At 59.0% G+C, this 16,785-nt stretch carries 15 protein-coding genes; 2 read left to right on the top strand and 13 right to left on the bottom strand.

Going from position 1 to position 16,785, the window contains the following annotated elements:
- Nucleotide 1: 1 nt before the first annotated feature.
- The 13 genes from lpxA to rpsB form a co-directional block, all read right to left on the bottom strand.
- The gene (gene lpxA / locus AB4O16_RS22510) at nt 2-778 is read right to left on the bottom strand and encodes an acyl-ACP--UDP-N-acetylglucosamine O-acyltransferase (RefSeq protein WP_160389934.1); all 777 of its coding nucleotides are present in this window, start codon (nt 776-778) and stop codon (nt 2-4) included.
- Nucleotides 775-1,215: a 3-hydroxyacyl-ACP dehydratase FabZ gene (gene fabZ / locus AB4O16_RS22505; protein ID WP_007978374.1), complete on the bottom strand. Its 441-nt coding sequence runs from the start codon at nt 1,213-1,215 to the stop codon at nt 775-777. The genes lpxA and fabZ overlap by 4 nt, the downstream gene beginning before the upstream one ends.
- A 108-nt stretch (nt 1,216-1,323) precedes the next feature.
- A complete protein-coding gene (gene lpxD, locus AB4O16_RS22500) occupies nt 1,324-2,379 on the bottom strand; it encodes a UDP-3-O-(3-hydroxymyristoyl)glucosamine N-acyltransferase (protein WP_160389933.1) in 1,056 nt (351 codons plus the stop codon).
- 3 nt (nt 2,380-2,382) lie between these two features.
- Nucleotides 2,383-2,886 carry an OmpH/Skp family outer membrane protein gene (locus AB4O16_RS22495; RefSeq protein WP_007990260.1) on the bottom strand — a complete coding sequence of 168 codons (504 nt, stop codon included), beginning with the start codon at nt 2,884-2,886 and terminating at the stop codon, nt 2,383-2,385.
- 45 nt (nt 2,887-2,931) lie between these two features.
- Nucleotides 2,932-5,307 carry an outer membrane protein assembly factor BamA gene (gene bamA, locus AB4O16_RS22490; protein ID WP_160389932.1) on the bottom strand — a complete coding sequence of 792 codons (2,376 nt, stop codon included), beginning with the start codon at nt 5,305-5,307 and terminating at the stop codon, nt 2,932-2,934.
- 72 nt (nt 5,308-5,379) lie between these two features.
- Nucleotides 5,380-6,732 (bottom strand): sigma E protease regulator RseP, encoded by a 1,353-nt coding sequence (gene rseP, locus AB4O16_RS22485; protein WP_150718425.1) that lies wholly within the window; start codon nt 6,730-6,732, stop codon nt 5,380-5,382.
- 38 nt (nt 6,733-6,770) lie between these two features.
- Nucleotides 6,771-7,961 (bottom strand): 1-deoxy-D-xylulose-5-phosphate reductoisomerase, encoded by a 1,191-nt coding sequence (ispC, locus tag AB4O16_RS22480; protein ID WP_160389930.1) that lies wholly within the window; start codon nt 7,959-7,961, stop codon nt 6,771-6,773.
- Complete coding sequence (locus AB4O16_RS22475; protein WP_460155843.1) at nt 7,958-8,770, bottom strand: phosphatidate cytidylyltransferase; 813 nt, start codon at nt 8,768-8,770, stop codon at nt 7,958-7,960. The genes ispC and AB4O16_RS22475 overlap by 4 nt, the downstream gene beginning before the upstream one ends.
- Entirely contained in the window at nt 8,770-9,525 is a 756-nt protein-coding gene (gene uppS, locus AB4O16_RS22470) for a polyprenyl diphosphate synthase (RefSeq protein WP_102699380.1), read from the bottom strand. Before uppS ends, AB4O16_RS22475 begins: the two co-directional genes overlap by 1 nt.
- A 14-nt stretch (nt 9,526-9,539) precedes the next feature.
- Entirely contained in the window at nt 9,540-10,097 is a 558-nt protein-coding gene (frr, locus tag AB4O16_RS22465) for a ribosome recycling factor (RefSeq protein ID WP_150718422.1), read from the bottom strand.
- Complete coding sequence (gene pyrH / locus AB4O16_RS22460; RefSeq protein ID WP_003222124.1) at nt 10,094-10,837, bottom strand: UMP kinase; 744 nt, start codon at nt 10,835-10,837, stop codon at nt 10,094-10,096. The genes frr and pyrH overlap by 4 nt, the downstream gene beginning before the upstream one ends.
- Nucleotides 10,838-11,048: 211 nt before the next feature.
- Nucleotides 11,049-11,912, bottom strand: coding sequence for a translation elongation factor Ts (gene tsf / locus AB4O16_RS22455; protein WP_150718421.1), 864 nt, complete (start codon nt 11,910-11,912; stop codon nt 11,049-11,051).
- Nucleotides 11,913-12,102: 190 nt separating this feature from the next.
- Entirely contained in the window at nt 12,103-12,840 is a 738-nt protein-coding gene (rpsB, locus tag AB4O16_RS22450; RefSeq protein ID WP_095189367.1) for a 30S ribosomal protein S2, read from the bottom strand.
- A gap of 371 nt (nt 12,841-13,211) precedes the next feature.
- Here rpsB and map point away from each other — a divergent pair, with 371 nt between their 5' ends.
- The gene (gene map / locus AB4O16_RS22445) at nt 13,212-13,994 is read left to right on the top strand and encodes a type I methionyl aminopeptidase (protein ID WP_160389927.1); all 783 of its coding nucleotides are present in this window, start codon (nt 13,212-13,214) and stop codon (nt 13,992-13,994) included.
- 41 nt (nt 13,995-14,035) lie between these two features.
- Nucleotides 14,036-16,738: a [protein-PII] uridylyltransferase gene (locus AB4O16_RS22440; protein WP_460155842.1), complete on the top strand. Its 2,703-nt coding sequence runs from the start codon at nt 14,036-14,038 to the stop codon at nt 16,736-16,738.
- Nucleotides 16,739-16,785: the final 47 nt, after the last annotated feature.

The raw sequence follows: 16,785 nt of genomic DNA, 5'->3' as shown, positions 1-16,785 counted from the left end.
GTCAGCGAGTGATGCCGCGAGTCGAAGACTGGATGGAGTCGCGGAACACCGCCACTTCAGGGTATTGGGCGGACGGCTCTGCCAGTTCGGCGAGCGCCTGTTCCACGGTCAGGCCCTGGCGGTAAACCACCTTGTAGGCACGACGCAGCGCGTGGATCGCCTCTTCGCTGAAACCGCGACGGCGCATGCCCTCGAAGTTCATGCTGCGGGCTTCGGCAGGGTTGCCAAACACCGTGACATACGCAGGAACATCCTTGCCGATCGCCGTCCCCATGCCGGAGAAGCTGTGGGCACCGATGTGGCAATACTGATGAACCAGGGTAAAACCGGAAAGAATGGCCCAGTCTTCCACGTGCACATGGCCCGCCAGGGCGGTGTTGTTCACCAGGATGCAGTGGTTGCCGATAACGCTGTCATGGCCGATGTGGGCATACGCCATGATCAGGTTGTGATCGCCCAGGGTCGTTTCCGAACGGTCCTGGATGGTGCCACGGTGAATCGTCACGCCTTCACGGATGACGTTGTGATCACCAATCACCAGGCGGGTTTCCTCGCCCTTGTACTTCAAGTCAGGCGTGTCTTCACCCACCGAGGAAAACTGGTAGATGCGGTTGTGCTTACCGATTCGGGTCGGGCCCTTGAGAATCACATGCGGCCCGATGACTGTCCCCTCGCCGATTTCCACACCTGCGCCGACGATCGACCACGGGCCGACCTCGACGCCGTCAGCCAGAACGGCTGTCGGATCGATGATTGCACGAGGGTCAATCAAACTCATAGCTTGCGTTCCGCGCAGATGATTTCAGCGGAGCAGACAGGCTTGCCATCGACCGAAGCCTGGCATTCGAACTTCCAGATCTGACGCTTGCAGCTGATGAACTTGGCTTCAAGGATCAACTGATCACCTGGCAGAACCGGCTGGCGGAAGCGCAGCTTGTCGGAACCGACGAAGTAATAAAGGGTGCCGTCGGCCGGTTTCACGTCGAGCATTTTGAAACCAAGGATCCCGGCAGCCTGAGCCATGGCTTCGATGATCAATACGCCCGGCATGATTGGATGCGCAGGGAAGTGACCATTGAAGAACGGTTCGTTGATGCTGACATTCTTGTAGGCACGAATGCGCTTGCCTTCAACATCCAGCTCCACTACCCGGTCCACCAACAGGAACGGGTAACGGTGAGGCAGGTATTCGCGAATCTCGTTGATGTCCATCATTTCGGGGGGAAGCCTATGTAAAGATTGGGGGCGCGCGACTGGCGCACGCTCCACTAGCAAATCAGGGACGCAGTCTAGCGGCTGCGCGCACTTGATATGGAAATGGTATCAGCCATCTGATGAAGCATTACCGTCAGGGGTCACTTCCCCTACTTGCTTTTCCAGCTGGCGCAGGCGCCGCGCGATGTCATCGAGCTGACGAATGCGTGCCGCGCTTTTGCGCCACTCGGCTGCCGGCTGCATGGCCGTACCGGAAGAATAGGCGCCTGGCTCGGTAATCGAGTGGGTCACCATGGTCATCCCGGTGATGAAAACGTTGTCGCAAATATCGATGTGTCCCACCAGGCCTACGCCACCGGCGAGCATGCAATGCTTGCCGATCCTGGTGCTGCCGGAGATCCCGACACAGGCCGCCATGGCGGTGTGATCACCGACCTGAACGTTATGGGCAATCTGGATCTGGTTATCGAGCTTCACGCCATTGCCGATGATGGTATCGGCCAACGCACCGCGGTCAATAGCGGTATTCACGCCAATTTCCACATCATCGCCGATCAGCACACCACCGATCTGGGCGATTTTCTGCCAGATACCCTTTTCGTTGGCAAAGCCAAAGCCTTCGCCGCCGAGCACCGCGCCGGACTGAATGACGACCCGCTTGCCGACGCGAACGTCGTGATACAGGGTTACCCGCGGCGCGAGCCAGCCACCCTCACCCACCACGCTGCGAGCGCCGATGAAGCAGTGCGCGCCGACAGTCGTACCGGCTGCAACCTGTGCTCCGCTTTCGATCACCACAAAAGCGCCGATACTCGCCGCAGGATCGACTACCGCATCCGCCGCGATCACTGCCGTCGGGTGTATGCCGGCAGCAGCCTTGGGTTTTGGATCGAACAGGTGCGAAACACGCGCATAAGCCGCATACGGATCCGGCACCACCAGCACATCCCCGTCATGACCTTCGGCGTCAGCGGCCTTCAGCAACAGGGCTGCAGCCTGACTGCCTGCCAGGTACTTGCGGTATTGGGGATTTGCAAGAAAGCTCAACTGAGCTGGGCCAGCCTCCTGCAAGGTGGCTAGCCCAGTAATTGCTTTCTCGGGGTCGCCACGTAGCGTGGCGCCGAGGAACTCGGCCAGCTGGCCGAGCTTAATGGTCACGGTCATGGATTACTTCAGCTGATTCATGCGCTCGATAACCTGGCGAGTGATGTCGTACTGAGGTTTGACATCAATCACTGCGCCACGCTCGAAGACCAGGTCAAAAGCACCTTTCTTGATGACTTCTTCCACAGCGCTGTCCAGTTTCGGCTTGAGCTGCTTCAGCATTTCACGGTCGGCAACGGCTTTGGCTTCGTTCAGTTCCTTGGACTGGAACTGGAAGTCGCGGGCCTTTTGCTTGAATTCAAGCTCCAGACGCTCGCGCTCGCCTTGCTGCATTTTGTCGCCACCGGCCATCAGACGATCCTGAATGCCCTTGGCGCTGCTTTCCAGGGTTTTGAGCTTGGTCAGCTGAGGACCGAATTTCTTTTCGGCATCCACGGCGTATTTCTTGGCCGCGTCGGACTCCAGCAAAGCCATCTGATAGTTCAGAACTGCAATTTTCATGTCGGCAAATGCCGGACCAGCGACCAGTACGCTGGCCAGGAGAACCAATTGAGTCAACTTACGCACGATGCACTCCTACAAAATTCATTGTCATTATCTTGGGTCAGACGCTTAGAACGTCTGGCCGAGGGAAAATTGGAACACTTGAGTTTCGGCGTCATCCGGTTTCTTGACCGGCATGGCCAATGCGAAACTCAAAGGACCCAGTGCGGTGACCCAGGTCACACCCACACCAACAGAACTGGCCATGTTGCTCAGGCTAATGTCGTTGCACTTGGTGTTGGACTTCGTGCCATCAGCGTTTGTGGTATCCGAGCACGAGGAATCGAACACGTTACCCACATCCCAGAATACCGAGGTACGCAGGGAGCGTTGATCCTTGACGAACGGCAGAGGGAAGAGAACCTCCACACCGCCCTGGATCAGGACGTTGCCACCGAACGGCAGCGGATCCTGGTCGGGGTCTGTCGCTGTACCAGGGTTCTTGCCGGTACTTGGCGTACTGCGAGGACCCAGGGTGCTGTCCTTGAAGCCGCGTACCGAGTTGAAACCACCAGCATAGTAGTTTTCATAGAAAGGCAAACCGTCGGTCGAACCGTAGCCATCGCCATAACCCAGCTCGGTGTGCAGACGCATGGTGTAGTTCTCGCTCAATGGCTGGAACAACTGGCCACGGTAGTCGAGCTTGAAGAACGACAGGTCGCTGCCTGGAATCGTGGATTCCAGCACCAGGCTCTGGGAGTGACCACGGGTAGCAAGCACGCCCTTGTTCAGGGTGGACTCGGACCAACCGGCCGAAGCCTTGAAGTTCAGGTACTTGTCGCCTTCCTTGTTAACGAAGTCGAAAATCTCGTCAACGGTGTATACACCCGTCTTGATCTCATCCTGCTGCGCGGTCAGGCCAAAGGTCAGACGCGAAGTCTCGCTGATCGGGTAGCCGACGCTCACGCCAGCACCCAGGCTGTCCACGGCATAGCTCGCCACGTCGACATCGAGGTCGTCATAGTCGGTGGTGCGATAGAAAGCGTTGTAACCCAGGCTCACACCGTCGGCAGTCCAGTAGGGGTCGACATAACCGAAGTTGTAGCGGCTCTGGTATTCACTTTTGGTCAAGCCGACGCTGACCTTGTTACCGGTACCCAGGAAGTTGTTCTGAGTGATCGAACCACCGAGGATCAGGCCGGCGCTCTGGGCGAAACCGACGCTGGCGGTAATCGAACCGGAGGCTTGTTCTTCAACGCTGTAGTTGACGTCCACCTGGTCATCGACACCCGGTACGGCCGGGGTCTCGACGTTGACTTCCTTGAAGAAGCCCAGACGCTCCAGACGGGTCTTGGATTGATCGATCAGGTAGGTCGAAGCCCAGCCGCCTTCCATCTGACGCATTTCACGACGCAGCACTTCGTCTTCGGACTTGGTGTTGCCACGGAAGTTGATGCGGTTCACGTAGGCACGCTTGCCCGGATCGACCGCGAACAGGATGTCTACGGTGTGATCTTCATCGTGCGGTTGAGGCACGCCGTTGACGTTGGCGAAGGTATAACCTTCGTTACCCAGGCGACGGGTGATCAGCTCGGAGGTGGTGGTCATCAGCTTGCGCGAGAACACCTGGCCTTTTTGCACCAGCAGCAGGGACTTGACCTGGTCTTCAGGGACTTTCAGGTCGCCGCTGAGCTTGACGTCACGAACGGTGTACTTCTCGCCTTCGTTGACGTTGACGGTGATGTAGACGTGTTTCTTGTCCGGCGTGATGGACACCTGGGTCGAAGCGATATCCATGTTGATATAGCCACGGTCCAGGTAGTAGGAACGCAGGCGCTCCAGGTCACCGGAGAGTTTTTCACGGGCATACTTGTCGTCGTTCTTGAAGAACGACAACCAGTTGGTGGTCTTGAGTTCGAACAGGTCGATCAGGTCTTCATCGGGGAAGACCGTGTTGCCCACCACGTTGATGTGCTGGATGGCGGCAACGGTACCTTCGTTGATGTTGACCTTCAGGCCAACGCGGTTACGCGGCTGCGGCACCACTTCGGTATCGACGGTAGCCGAGTAGCGACCCTGGGCGACGTACTGGCGCTGCAGTTCGTTACGCACACCTTCAAGGGTCGCACGCTGGAAGATCTCGCCTTCGGCCAGACCGGATTGCTTGAGGCCTTTCATCAGGTCTTCGGTAGAGATCGCCTTGTTGCCTTCGATCTCGATACTGGCGACCGACGGACGCTCGACTACCGTGATGACCAGGACGTTGCCATCGCGGCCCAGCTGGATATCTTGAAAGAAACCGGTTTTGAACAACGCACGAGTGGATTCCACCAGGCGACGATCATCCGCCTGTTCACCGACGTTCAACGGCAAAGCACCAAAGACGCTACCCGCGGAGACCCGCTGGAGGCCATTGACGCGAATATCAGAGATAGTGAAGGACTCGGCGTGAACTTCGGCGATCATCAATACGGTGAGAACCGCAGTTAGCAGCAGACGTTTCATGAAGTCCTTTCTTATTCCAACTGGCAATAAACAAACTGCCGCAAAATGCGGCAGATTCGCAATTCAGCGACGTTACAGACGACCCAGATCATTGACCAAAGCAAGCAACATCACTCCGATCACCAAACTGATGCCGATCTGTATCCCCCAACCTTGCACCCGATCCGACAAGGGACGACCACGCGCCCACTCGATCAGATAAAACAACAAATGCCCCCCATCCAGCACAGGAATGGGCAGCAAATTCAGAACTCCCAGGCTAATACTCAGATAAGCAAGGAAATTCAGGAAATCAGCAACACCCGACTGGGCCGAAGCGCCCGCCACTTTAGCAATGGTTATCGGTCCACTCAAGTTTTTTACCGAGAGCTCGCCGAACAACATTTTCTTCAGCGAATCGAGGGTCAGGACGCTCATGGTCCAGGTGCGTCGAGCCCCCTCGCCAATCGCTGCCAATGGACCGTAACTGACCTCGCGGATCATCTCCGGTGGCCAATCGACAGCCTTCACCCCCGCCCCCAAATAGCCGCTGGGTGACTTTTTCTCGCCGCGAGCGGCAAGTGTAACCGGGACATCGATTTGAGCACCGTCACGCTCAACCCGCAGCATGATTTTGGTATCAGGATGCATACGCACGGTATCGACGACCTGCTGCCAGTCATCCAGCGTACGACCATCGAGCGCCAGCAAGCGGTCACCGGTCTTCAGGCCGGCAGCCTGGGCCGGGCCTTTCGGATCGAGCTCGGCCAGGACCGGCGGCAATGCCGGACGCCACGGGCGAATCCCCAGCGAATGAATCGGGTCGGGCTCGTCAGCCCCTTTGAGCCATTTATCCAGCGCAAGTTCACGAGGTGAATCGGCTGTGGAGCCCTGCTCGCGAACCATTATCTGCAACGAACCGCTTTCACCCAGGCGGCGAACCAACTGCAGGTTCACGGCCGCCCAGCCAGTGGTCGCCTCGCCATCGATGGCGACGATTTCCTGACCGGGGCTCAAACCCGCCTTGGCCGCGATGCTGCCGGACTCGACAGCTCCGATGACCGGCCGCACCTGCTCGCTGCCGAGCATCGCCAATGCCCAGAAGAACACCAATGCCAGCAGGAAGTTGGCAATCGGCCCTGCCGCTACGATGGCAATGCGCTGACGAACGGATTTGCGATTGAAGGATTGATCGACCTGATCGAGCGGTACTTCACCTTCGCGCTCGTCGAGCATTTTCACGTAGCCGCCCAACGGAATGGCGGCAACGACAAATTCAGTGCCTTGCTTGTCGTGCCAGCGCAACAAAGGCATGCCGAAGCCTACGGAAAAGCGCAGCACCTTGACCCCACAGCGACGCGCGACCCAGAAATGGCCGAACTCGTGGAAGGTAACCAGCACACCCAGAGCGACCAGGGTGCCGACAATCATATAGAGCGCGCTCATCTACTTTCTCCGCAATCCTATCCGCCGCTGCCAGGCATTTACCGCCCGTGACGGCTCAACCATTGTCCGGCGAGCAATCGCGCCTTCGCGTCCGCCGTGAACACTGCCTCGAGATCATCCACCGCCACTACGGGCTCCAGACTCAGTACTTCCTCGATGATACTCGCGATTTCCGGGTAACGAACCCGTTCGTCGAGAAATGCCGCCACCGCTACTTCGTTTGCCGCATTGAGCATCGCCGGCGCACTGTTACCCGCCTCGGCCGCCTGACGGGCCAGACGCAGGCACGGGAAACGCTCTTCATCGGGCGCCTGGAAGTCCAGTCGCGCAATGGCGAACAGATCCAGCGGCGCCACACCCGAGTCGATCCGCTCCGGCCAGGCCAGGGCATTGGCGATGGGGGTGCGCATGTCCGGATTACCCAGCTGTGCCAGCACGGAACCATCGACATAGTCGACCAGCGAATGGATCACGCTTTGCGGGTGAATCACCACCTCGACCTGCGAAGGCCTGGCATCGAACAGCCAGCAGGCTTCGATCAGCTCAAGCCCCTTGTTCATCATGCTGGCCGAGTCTACGGAGATTTTTCGCCCCATGGACCAGTTCGGATGTGCGCACGCCTGATCAGGTGAAACATCCGCCAGCTCAGCCAAGGGCGTCTGACGGAACGGGCCGCCGGAAGCCGTCAGCAAAATCCGCCGTACGCCGACCGCCCCGAGACCACGGGCATAATCGTTCGGCATACACTGGAAAATCGCGTTGTGCTCGCTATCGATCGGCAGCAGCACCGAACCGCTTTTGCGCACCGCCTGCATGAACAGCGCGCCGGACATCACCAGCGCTTCCTTGTTGGCCAGGAGGATCTTTTTGCCAGCCTCGACCGCCGCCAGCGTCGGGCGCAATCCCGCCGCACCGACGATGGCCGCCATGACCGTATCGACTTCCGGATCGGCAGCGACCTGGCACAAACCGTCCTCACCCACCAGAACACGAGTCGAAAGACCCGCCGCACGCAGATCATCCTGCAAGGTGCGGGCAGCAGTGATCTGCGGCACGACAGCGAACCGCGGGACATGGCGCACGCACAATGCCAGCAACTCACTCAAACGAGTGAAGCCGCTCAAGGCAAAGACCTGATAACGATCAGGATGGCGGGCGATGACGTCGAGCGTACTCAGGCCAATCGAGCCGGTCGCACCCAGAACGGTAATCTGTTGCGGGCGACTCATGGGGCCGCCATCCACAACAGCACGGCAAATACCGGAATCGCTGCCGTCAGGCTGTCGATACGATCCAGCACACCACCGTGACCGGGAAGCAGATTACTGCTGTCCTTGATCCCGGACTGACGCTTGAACATGCTCTCAGTGAGGTCGCCCACCACCGAAATGAACACGATCAGCGCAGCGCAGATCAGCCCCTTGAACAGCTCGGCCACCGTCCAGTCGCGTACAAAGGCAACGACCGTGGTAATGACCAGGCTCAGCGCCAGACCACCGTATACGCCTTCCCAGCTTTTACCCGGACTGACCTGCGGTGCAAGCTTGCGCTTGCCGAAAGCACGACCGGAGAAATAGGCGCCGATATCGGCACCCCAGACCAGTACCATCACCGCCAAAATCAGCAGGTTGCCGTTGCCGGAAGCATCCTTTTTGATTTCGATCAGACCTTGCCAGGCTGGCAGGAGAATCAACAGGCCGATCACCAACTTGGTCGCCGCATTGGACCAATGCTCGCTCGAGCGCGGGTACGTCAACACCAAATAGGTCGCAAGACCCCACCAGAGCACCGAGGCACCTAGAACCCAAGGCGCCAAGTTCGGAAGTATGTGCATGACGAACAGCATCAAGGCGACCACAGCGGCGTAGCCGACGCGAAAGGCCTGACCGGTGAAACCTGCCAGACGCGCCCACTCCCAGGCACCCAGGGTGACTACCAGCCCGATGAACAGTGCAAAACCGGAACCTTCAAGCAGGAAAAACCCGCACAGGGCAATCGGCAGCAGGATCAGTGCAGTGATGATTCGTTGTTTAAGCATTAAACCCGGGCTCCAGCCTCGACCTGCTCGCTCGTTTTACCGAAGCGGCGCTGGCGGGAAGCGTAATCGGCCAGCGCATTGCGCATGGCATCGTGTTTGAAGTCCGGCCAGAACAGGTCGGAGAAGTACAACTCGGCATAAGCCAGTTGCCAGAGCAGGAAGTTGCTGATGCGGTGCTCGCCACCGGTACGGATACACAGATCCGGCAACGGCAGGTCGCCCGTGGCCAGGCAGGTCTGCAGCAGATCAGGCGTGATGTCTTCCGGACGCAGGTGTCCGGCCTGAACTTCCCGGGCCAGACGTTGCGCCGCTTGTGCGATATCCCACTGACCGCCGTAGTTGGCGGCGATCTGCAGGACAAAACGATTGGCACCGGCCGTCATGGCCTCGGCTTCGCGCATGGCGGCCTGCAACTCGGGATGAAACCGCGAGCGGTCACCAATGATGCGCAGGCTGATGTTGTTGTCGTTGAGGCGCTTGGCCTCACGACGCAGTGCCTTGAAGAACAGGTCCATCAAGGCACTGACCTCATCGGCCGGACGCTGCCAGTTCTCGCTGGAAAAGGCGAACAGGGTCAGCACCTCGACCTTGGCCTCGGCACAGACCTCAATGACCGCACGCACCGCATCCACGCCCGCTTTATGCCCGGCGACACCCGGCATAAAGCGTTTTTTCGCCCAGCGATTGTTCCCGTCCATGATGATCGCGACATGGCGCGGCACCGCGGACGGTGCAGTCTGCTTGGTCTTTTCCATTTAAAGCTCGACCCTTATACGGCCATCAGGTCTTTTTCTTTCTGCGCCAGGTTCGCGTCGATTTGAGCCACGAACTTCTTGGTCAGATCGTCGATCTCGCCAGTCGCGCGACGCTCTTCGTCTTCGCTGATCTCTTTTTCCTTGACCAGATCCTTGAGCTGGCTGTTGGCGTCACGACGGATGTTGCGCACGGCAACACGGGCGTCTTCTGCGACGTCACGAGCCTGCTTGGTGAAGCCCTTGCGGGTTTCTTCGGTCAGGGCAGGCATGGAGATCAACAACAGTTCGCCGAGGTTGGTCGGGTTCAGGTTCAGACCCGCACTGCCGATCGCCTTGTCGACGGCGCCCAGCATGTTGCGCTCGAAAGCCACGACTTGCAGGGTACGGGCGTCCTTGACGGTGATGTTGGCGACTTGCTTGATCGGGGTGTCGGAACCGTAGTACGGCACCATCACGCCTTCCAGAATGCTCGGGTGCGCCTGGCCGGTACGAATGCGGCCGAAGTTGTGCGTCAGCGATTCCACGGACTTCTGCATGCGCTCTTGAGCGTCTTTCTTGATTTCGTTGATCATTGTTGGCCTTCCTCGATCAGGGTTCCTTCAGCGCCGCCATGTACGATGTTCAGCAGGGCGCCGGGCTTGTTCATGTTAAACACGCGTAGTGGCATCTTGTGGTCGCGGCACAGGCAAATGGCCGTCAGATCCATCACGCCCAGCTTGCGATCCAGCACTTCATCGTAGGTCAGATGATCGAACTTCTCGGCATGCGGGTCTTTGAACGGGTCGGCGGTGTAGACGCCATCGACCTTGGTCGCCTTGAGCACGACATCGGCATCGATTTCGATGGCGCGCAGGCAGGCAGCCGAATCCGTGGTAAAGAACGGGTTGCCGGTACCGGCCGCGAAAATCACCACGTCCTTGGAGTTCAAGTGACGCATGGCCTTGCGGCGATCATAGTGATCGGTCACGCCGACCATGGAAATAGCGGACATCACGATGGCCGAGATGTTGGCGCGCTCAAGGGCGTCGCGCATGGCCAGGGCGTTCATCACAGTGGCCAGCATGCCCATATGGTCGCCGGTGACCCGATCCATGCCAGCCTTGCTCAGCGCTTCACCGCGGAACAGGTTGCCACCACCGATGACCAGACCGACCTGAACACCGATGCCGACCAGTTGGCCAACTTCCAATGCCATGCGATCCAGAACTTTCGGATCGATCCCGAACTCTTCCGAGCCCATCAGGGCCTCGCCGCTGAGCTTGAGTAGAATGCGTTTATAGCGAGCCTGATAACCACTGCCCTGCTGAGCCATTGCGAATCTCTCCTGCGGCGTATTTTAAAAATTCTTTGCGAGCTGTTTACAGCTGGCGTTCACTCTAGCGTGGCGCTGCTTCAGCGCCATCGGAACATGGCTTTGTAAGCCAGTTCCAAAGGGAAACCAATTAAAAATTGATGCCCCCATCTGAAAAGAGGCTGCGCGCGTGAGCGGGCAGCCTCTTCTGGGCGACAGTTAAAAAACCGTCTTATTGCTTGGCGGCAGCCAGCTGGGCAGCAACTTCTTCAGCGAAGTTGTCCACTGGCTTCTCGATGCCTTCGCCTACTTTGAAGTAAGTGAAGGAAACGATTTCAGCGCCGGCTTTCTTGGCCAGGGCACCTACGGTGATTTCCGGGTTCATCACGAAGGCTTGCTCGACCAGGCTGGCTTCAGCCAGGAACTTGGTGATACGGCCGGCGATCATCTTCTCGACGATTTCAGCTGGCTTGCCTTTCATCTTGTCTTCGTTCAGGGTCAGGAAGACGCCCTTCTCGCGCTCGATGGCTTCTGGCGAAACCTGCGATGGCAGCAGGAACTCAGGGTTGCTTGCGGCCACGTGCATGGCGATCTCTTTGGCCAGCTGAACATCGCCGCCCTTGAGAACAACAGCAACACCGATCTTGTTACCGTGCAGGTAGGTGCCGACAACGTCGCCCTCTACGCGTACCAGGCGACGGATGTTGACGTTTTCGCCAACTTTGGCCACCAGGGCTTCACGAGCCGATTCCTGAGCGGCGATCAGCGGAGCTGCGTCGGTCAGTTTTTCGTCGAAGGCTTTTTCTACGCTGGCAGCAACGAAGTTCTTGAAGTCGTCTTGCAGGGCCAGGAAGTCGGTCTGCGAGTTGACTTCCAGCAGCACGGCTGCCTTGTCGTCAGCCTTGATGGCGATAGCGCCTTCAGCGGCAACGTTGCCAGCTTTCTTGGCAGCCTTGATGGCGCCCGAAGCACGCATGTCATCAATGGCTTTTTCGATGTCGCCGCCAGCCTTTTCCAGGGCTTTCTTGCAATCCATCATGCCTTCGCCGGTACGCTCGCGCAGTTCTTTGACCAACGCTGCAGTAATTGCTGCCATTTTAAAATTCCTCTTGGATAGGTTTTCAACCATTCCACCCGATCGAACGGGCGATCAATTCTTCCCGAACCACCCTTGTTAGCTGCCGCACGTTACAGATAGAGCAGTGGGCGCCGACAAATGGTTTTCGAGGTGGCAAAAAGGGGGCCAAGCCCCCTTTTTGCTTACTGAGTCAACGCCAGGGCGTCAATTACTCAGCTGCAGCCTGAGTTTCTTCAGCTGCGAATTCAACGGTGCCGCCGCCAACGTTGTTGCGACCGCGGATTACAGCGTCAGCCATCGAACCCATGTACAGCTGGATAGCGCGGATTGCGTCATCGTTGCCTGGGATGATGTAGTCAACGCCTTCCGGGCTGCTGTTGGTATCGACTACGCCGATAACCGGGATGCCCAGCTTGTTGGCTTCGGTGATCGCGATGCGCTCGTGATCAACGTCGATAACGAACAGAGCGTCTGGCAGACCGCCCATGTCCTTGATGCCACCCAGGGAACGATCCAGCTTTTCCAGGTCGCGAGTGCGCATCAGCGCCTCTTTCTTGGTCAGCTTGGCGAAAGTACCGTCTTCGGCTTGAACTTCAAGGTCACGCAGACGCTTGATGGAAGCACGGATGGTCTTGAAGTTGGTCAGCATGCCGCCCAACCAGCGGTGATCGACGTACGGCGAACCGCAACGTGCTGCTTCTTCAGCAACGATCTTGCCAGCGGAACGCTTGGTGCCGACGAACAGAATCTTGTTTTTGCCCTGGGCCAGGCGCTCTACGAAAGTCAGAGCTTCGTTGAACATTGGCAGGGTTTTTTCAAGGTTGATGATGTGGATCTTGTTACGCGCGCCGAAAATGTACTTGCCCATTTTCGGGTTCCAGTAACGGGTCTGGTGACCGAAGTGCACACCGGCCTTCAGCATATCGCGCATGTTGACTTGGGACATGATAGTTCCTTAATAAGTCGGGTTTGGCCTCCACGTATCCCAATGACCAACCAGCAGCATCAGCTGAAGGCACCCAGGTCATCGTGTCGACACGTGTGTGGATTTAGGCTTTTCGGGACATCCCCGGAAAGCGGCGCATTTTATATCACAAGGCAGGGCAAAACGGAACCCGGATTGTGAAATCCTGGCGACTGCATTGCCCCGGCCCTTGGAATCCACCAAGAATGCACCATTCTATAGAGAGAAGCGATGCACACAGGCGCAGATTTGCGCTGATCGTCTGGTAGAATCGTATTTTTCAGGGCCGCGAAGACCGATCGCGCAATGCCCTTTCCGTTTAGAAAGCGCCATCGAGCGTAGAGAGAGCCTGTATGACCGTCACCCTCAAAACCCCCGAGGATATCGCCAAAATGCGTATCGCCGGCAAACTCGCCGCCGATGTGCTGGAAATGATTGCCGAACATGTCAAGCCGGGCGTTACCACCGATCAACTGAACCAGATCTGCCACGACTACATCGTCAATGAGCAGAAGGCCATCCCTGCCCCGCTCAACTACAAGGGCTACCCGAAGTCGATCTGCACGTCGATCAACCATGTGGTCTGCCACGGCATCCCGAACGACAAGCCGCTGAAAGACGGCGACACCCTGAACATCGACGTCACCGTCATCAAGGACGGCTTCCACGGCGACACCAGCCGCATGTTCCATGTCGGCAGCGTGCCGGTCTGGGCCGAGCGCCTGTCCCAGGTGACCCAGGAATGCATGTACAAGGCGATCGAGATCGTAAAACCCGGCTGCCGCCTGGGCGACATCGGCGAAATCATCCAGAAGCACGCTGAAAAGAACGGCTTCTCGGTGGTTCGCGAATTCTGCGGCCACGGTATCGGCAAGGTGTTCCACGAAGAGCCGCAGATCCTGCACTACGGCCGCGCCGGCACCGGCATGGAACTCAAGGCCGGCATGACCTTCACCATCGAGCCGATGATCAACCAGGGCCGTGCCGACACCAAGGTTCTGGGCGACGGCTGGACCGCGATCACCAAGGACCGCAAGCTCTCGGCACAGTGGGAACACACCCTGCTGGTGACCGAAACCGGCTACGAGATCTTCACCCTGCGCGGCGATGACACCATCCCTCGCGTTTCGGCCTGACCCCGGCGCCGTACCTCGCCTATAGAAAGGAAAGCCAATCGATGCCGCAGGTGGATCCCGAACTCTTCGACCGCGGCCAGTTCCAGGCTGAACTGGCCCTGAAGGCTAGCCCGATCGCGGCCTTCAAGAAGGCGATCCGCCAGGCCCGAGAGGTGCTCGACACGCGCTTTCGCAACGGCCGCGACATTCGCCGGCTGATCGAGGATCGCGCCTGGTTCGTCGACAACATCCTGCAAAAGGCCTGGAACCAGTTCGACTGGAGCGAGGACGCCGACATCGCGCTGGTCGCGGTCGGCGGCTACGGACGTGGTGAACTGCACCCCTACTCCGACATTGATCTGCTGATCCTGCTGGACAGCGCCGACCACGAAGTTTTCCGCGATTCCATCGAGCGTTTCCTGACGCTGCTGTGGGACATCGGCCTGGAGGTCGGCCAGAGCGTTCGCTCGGTCGACGAATGCGCCATCGAGGCCCGCGCCGACCTGACGGTGGTCACCAACCTGATGGAAAGCCGCACCATCGCCGGCCCCGAGCATTTGCGCCAACGCATGCTGGACGTCACCAGCACCGCGCACATGTGGCCGAGCAAGGACTTCTTCCTGGCCAAGCGCGCCGAACAGAAGGCCCGCCACCACAAGTACAACGACACCGAATACAACCTGGAGCCCAACGTCAAGGGTTCACCCGGCGGCCTGCGGGATATCCAGACGATCCTGTGGGTGGCCCGTCGCGAATACGGCACCCTGAACCTGCGGGCACTGGCTGGCGAAGGATTCCTGGTCGAGAGCGAAAACGCCCTGCTGGCCTCGTCCCAGGAGTTCCTGTGGAAGGTTCGTTATGCCCTGCACATGCTTGCCGGTCGTGCCGAAGACCGCCTGCTGTTCGATCACCAGCGCACCATCGCCGGGCTGCTGGGCTTCAAGGGCGACGACGCCAAGCAAGCCATCGAAAACTTCATGCAGCAGTACTACCGGGTGGTGATGAGCATCGCCCAGCTCAGCGACCTGATCATCCAGCACTTCGAGGAAGTCATCCTCGCGCCGGAGGACGAAGCGCCGGCGCAGCCGATCAACTCGCGTTTCCAGCTGCATGACGGCTACATCGAGGCACGCAACGACAACGTCTTCCGCCGCACACCGTTCGCCATGCTCGAAATCTTCGTGCTGATGGCCCAGCAGCCGGAAATCAAGGGTGTGCGTGCCGACACCATTCGTCTGCTGCGGGAAAACCGTCACCTGATCGACGACGACTTCCGCAACGATATTCGCAACACCAGCCTGTTCATCGAGCTGTTCAAGTGCAAGATCGGCATCCACCGCAACCTGCGGCGAATGAACCGTTACGGCATCCTGGGGCGTTATCTGCCCGAATTCGGCTTTATCGTCGGACAGATGCAGCATGACCTGTTCCACATCTATACGGTCGACGCGCACACCCTGAACCTGATCAAGCACCTGCGTAAGTTGCAGTACACCCAGGTGTCGGAAAAATTCCCGCTGGCCAGCAAGCTCATGGGCAAGCTGCCCAAGCCCGAGCTGATCTACATGGCCGGCCTGTACCACGACATCGGCAAAGGCCGGCATGGCGACCACTCGGACATCGGCGCGGTCGATGCCGAGGCGTTTTGCCAGCGCCATCAACTGCCTGTGTGGGACAGCCGCCTGATCGTGTGGCTGGTGCAAAACCACCTGGTAATGTCGACCACCGCCCAGCGCAAGGACTTGTCCGACCCGCAGGTGATCCACGATTTCGCCCAGATCGTCGGCGACGAAACCCGCCTCGACTATCTGTATGTGCTGACCGTCGCCGACATCAACGCCACCAACCCGACGCTGTGGAATTCCTGGCGCGCCAGCCTGCTGCGCCAGCTCTACACCGAGACCAAGCGCGCCCTGCGTCGAGGCCTGGAGAATCCGGTGGACCGCGAAGAGCAGATCCGCCAGACCCAGAGCGCCGCCCTGGATATCCTGGTGCGCGGCGGCACCGACCCGGACGACGTCGAGCAACTGTGGGCGCAGTTGGGTGATGACTATTTCCTGCGTCACACCGCCGGCGACGTGGCCTGGCACAGCGACGCGATCCTCCAGCAACCGGCCGACGGCGGGCCACTGGTGCTGATCAAGGAAACCACCCAGCGCGAGTTCGAGGGCGGCACGCAGATCTTCATCTATGCCCCCGACCAGCACGACTTCTTCGCCGTGACCGTGGCCGCGATGGACCAGCTCAACCTGAACATTCACGACGCCCGGGTCATCACCTCCAGCAGCCAGTTCACCCTCGACACCTATATCGTGCTCGACACCGACGGCGACTCGATTGGCGATAATCCGGCGCGGGTCAAACAGATCCGCGACGGCCTGACTGAAGCCCTGCGCAACCCGGACGACTACCCGACCATCATCCAGCGCCGGGTGCCGCGCCAGCTCAAGCATTTCGCCTTTGCGCCGCAGGTGACGATCCACAACGACGCCCAGCGCCCGGTCACGGTGCTGGAACTCACGGCGCCCGACCGCCCGGGCCTGCTCGCGCGGATTGGCACGATTTTCCTGGAGTTCGACCTGTCGCTGCAGAACGCCAAGATCGCCACCCTCGGCGAGCGCGTGGAAGACGTGTTCTTCATCACCGACGCCCACAATCAGCCGCTGTCCGACCCGTTGCTGTGCAGCCGCCTGCAGGATGCGATCGTCGAACAACTGGGCGTCAACCAGGAACCGGATATCAAACTGTCGCGCATCAGCATCTGAACCAACATCGCGAGCCTGCCCTTTGTAGGAGCTGGCTTGCCAGCGAT

Source organism: Pseudomonas sp. S2_H10 (assembly GCF_054668285.1).
Note: the sequence above shows the minus strand (reverse complement) of the source record. Positions and strands in the feature narration are given on the sequence as shown.